The sequence below is a fragment of the Clostridium vincentii genome, assembly GCF_002995745.1.
Classification (GTDB): Bacteria; Bacillota; Clostridia; order Clostridiales; family Clostridiaceae; genus Clostridium; species Clostridium vincentii.
This window is the reverse complement of sequence record NZ_PVXQ01000077.1, coordinates 1-3,677: the sequence shown is the minus strand read 5'-3', so window position 1 is coordinate 3,677 and position 3,677 is coordinate 1. Positions and strand designations below refer to the sequence as shown.

Below are 3,677 nucleotides of genomic sequence, written 5' to 3'. Positions count from 1 at the left end.
GTGGATTAAAAGGATTTGGAGATATTAGTTACAATTAAGAGTAAAAATGCTTAAGGGAAGTTATAAATATATACTGTAAAATAATGGATAATAAAATAGTTGCCCACTTTTACTTGACTCAATCTAATTTTATCAGCAGTAGGTCAAGATAAAATAACACAACAAGCTATAACTTTAGGGGCAGATTATTATGTAGTTAAACCTTTTGATATGGATATTTTCACAAGAAGAATAAGAGAAATGTTTAATACAAATGACAGTATGAATGTTATTAATTATAGAACATCTAATTCTCCAATGATGCAAAGAGAAACTGCAGTATCAAGAGGACCTATTGATCTTGAAACAGAAATTACAAGTATAATACATGAAGTAGGAGTACCAGCTCATATTAAGGGATATATGTACTTAAGAGAAGCTATTACTATGGTTGTAAATGATATGGAATTACTTTCAGCTGTTACTAAGGAATTATATCCTTCAATAGCTAAAAAATTCAATACAACAGCTTCTAGAGTAGAAAGAGCAATAAGACATGCTATAGAAGTAGCTTGGGGTAGAGGACAAATAGAAGCTATTAATAGACTATTTGGATATACAGTACACACTAATAAAGGAAAGCCAACTAACTCAGAATTTATCGCAATTATAGCAGACAAGCTTAGACTTAAAAATAAAGTTAGTTAATAATAAATTATTTAATAATAAAGTTAAATAAGGATATACCTCTAGTTGCAGTTATAAACAATGCATCTAGAGGTTATTATTTATCTATTAGTTACAAAAAATTGAAAATAATTTAAAAACTGTAAGGAGAGTAGTAAATATGAAAAAGATAGGATTTTTGAAAAAAAGCAATGTTATTATGGAACCTCCACAATATATAAATGAATTAACTAATAGCATAGAAGATGAATTAGATATAAATAAGGAGTTAACAATAATGGATAGAGATATAACTAAATATATAATAAAAAATTTCCCTTCAATGTCAATAGAGATTAAAAATTCTTTAAATAATTTATCCAGTACATTAGAAAAGACTATTGATTTTATAGAAGATAAATCAACAGATGTAGTTAAAATTGATAGAGCTTTCGAACTTAGTCAAGCTCATAGAAATATTTCTATATCTGTGTATGGAATAGTAAAAGAAATAAATACTTATATAAAATGGATGGAGGAAGAATCATTAATTACTGAGGAGTTAAAAGATGATGAAAATAAGAATAATATCAAGTCTGAAGAAATAACTTCTGAATATGGGGAAAGTAAAGAAATATATGAGAATTTTTCTAAAAAAGAACCAATAGCGTTTAAGCTGGAGGAGTATTTTGTAAAGGTAAATGGTTGGAATGATTTAATTATTAAAACAGCAGACCTTTTAGTTAAGAATTTTAAAAAGAGCAAAGATAATTTAAAAGTTGTATATCAAGATATGAAAATTTTTGAAGAAATATCAACTGAAAATGAATTAAGAGATACAGTTATTGATATTCTTAATGAATATAATATATATTTAAAGAACTTTGTAGTTTTTATAAAATAATTAAAGGTAATATAGAGGCGTGTATGCTTTGTAAACTGAATAAAAAGGGCTTCTTCTTGGAATTAATAATATAGAACAAGAAGAAGTCTTTTTTTATATGAATAAAGAAATATTCAAAAAAGTTTTTTAATTTACAGGATTAGGATTAGAAGAAGATGAAATTGGATATTTAACATTGAATTTTGAGACTTATATAGAGAGAGTTAGTAAAAAAATATTAGAATAAAAAATTCAGCAGTTATTTAAAGGAAACGGTTAATATTTCAGATAGTATAGAAGAATTTGGAGTATCACAAGAGACCTTTTATAAATCAATGGATAAAATGGTAGAGCAAGCTTTTGATGATCAATGCATAGGAGCAAACCCAAGATATCCACTTATGAGTAAAATAAGAGAAATGTATATTAATTCATATCATAGCAAAAATAGAATTGAAGAAAAACTTAAATAATAATAAATATTAAATATATTCTTTGTAAAAAAACTGAAAGTAAAGATATGAGCTTGATTAGTTATGGTATAATTAAATAATAACGTAAATATTTTAAATTATATATGGAGGTACAATAGACAATGAGTAAAGGAATATCATTAGATTTATCAAAAGTTTCAACTTATGTAGAACAAACAGAAATTGAAAAAATGCAAGGTATGGTTAAGTCTGTTCATGAAGATTTGCACAATAAAACTGGAGCAGGTAATGACTTTGTAGGTTGGATAGACCTACCAATAAATTATGATAAAGTTGAATTTGCAAGAATTAAAAAGTCAGCAGAAAAGATTAAATCAGATTCAGATGTTTTAATAGTTATTGGAATAGGCGGATCATATCTTGGCGCTAGAGCAGCCATTGAAATGCTAACAAATAATTTTCATAATGCATTAGATAATGATAAGAGAAAGGTTCCTAAAATATTTTTTGCTGGTAACAATATAAGTTCAACATATATGACTGAACTTTTACAAGTTATTGATGGAAAAGATGTAAGTTTAAATATAATTTCAAAATCAGGGACAACTACAGAACCCGCAATCGCATTTAGAATTTTGAAAGCGCATTTAGAGAAGAAATATGGATTAGAAGAAGCTAGAAAGAGAATTTATGCAACAACAGATGGAGCTAAAGGGGCGTTGAAAATATTAGCTGATGCTGAAGGTTACGAAAGTTTTGTAGTTCCTGATGATGTTGGTGGAAGATTCACAGTATTAACAGCAGTTGGTTTACTACCAATCGCAGCGGCTGGAATCAACATTGATGATATGATGAAGGGTGCGGCAGATGCTAGAGAAGTTTATTCTAATCCTTCACTTAAGGATAATGATGCTTATAAATATGCAGCAATTAGAAATGCATTATACAATAAAGGAAAAGTAATTGAAGTAATGGTTAATTATGAACCATCACTTCACTATTTCAATGAATGGTGGAAACAGTTATTTGGCGAATCAGAAGGAAAAGATAACAAGGGATTATTCCCAGCAGCAGTTGATTTTACAACAGATCTTCATTCAATGGGACAATATATTCAAGATGGAAGAAGAATAATGTTTGAAACAGTTATAAATATAGAAAAGCCAAAATATGAGATAAAAATAGAGAAAGCTGAAAATGACATGGATGGACTAAACTTCTTAGCTGGTAAGTCTATGGATTTTATTAATAAGAAGGCATTCCAAGGTACTTTATTAGCTCATAATGATGGAGGCGTTCCTATAATGGTATTAAATGTACCAGAAATTTCAGCATATTATTTCGGATATATGGTTTATTTCTTCGAAAAAGCTTGTGGAATAAGTGGATATCTTTTAGGAATAAATCCATTTAACCAACCGGGAGTTGAAGCATATAAGAAAAATATGTTTGCTCTTTTGGGAAAATCAGGATACGAAGATATGAAGGTAGAACTAGAGAAGAGACTATAATTTAAGTGAAAATTTATACAGAGGCCTAGGCATCTCTACAAGGGGTAGTTGTCATTTTATGACAACTACCCTTTATGCTAGTGCGCCCAGCATGGGCGTGCACTAATCGGTGAAAGTCCGTAATGGAGGCTGATAGTGCCAACCATTTAGCTTAAGACAAGGGTGTCCATTGTGAGGTGGAATCTGAAGGAAGTCGGCGGCAAA

Annotated in this window: 3 protein-coding genes and 1 pseudogene; all 4 read left to right on the top strand. The window is 28.9% G+C overall.

Annotation, left to right across the window (positions count from 1 at the left end; all coding sequences use genetic code 11):
* Window positions 1-123: 123 nt before the first annotated feature.
* Window positions 124-687: pseudogene (gene spo0A, locus CLVI_RS17025) on the top strand (sporulation transcription factor Spo0A); the annotation flags it as partial.
* A gap of 139 nt (window positions 688-826) precedes the next feature.
* Complete coding sequence (locus CLVI_RS17020) at window positions 827-1,549, top strand: hypothetical protein (protein WP_106061437.1); 723 nt, start codon at window positions 827-829, stop codon at window positions 1,547-1,549.
* A gap of 314 nt (window positions 1,550-1,863) precedes the next feature.
* Window positions 1,864-2,001, top strand: coding sequence for a hypothetical protein (locus CLVI_RS17015; RefSeq protein ID WP_423237142.1), 138 nt, complete (start codon window positions 1,864-1,866; stop codon window positions 1,999-2,001).
* 122 nt (window positions 2,002-2,123) lie between these two features.
* Window positions 2,124-3,473, top strand: coding sequence for a glucose-6-phosphate isomerase (locus CLVI_RS17010; protein WP_106061435.1), 1,350 nt, complete (start codon window positions 2,124-2,126; stop codon window positions 3,471-3,473).
* Window positions 3,474-3,677: the final 204 nt, after the last annotated feature.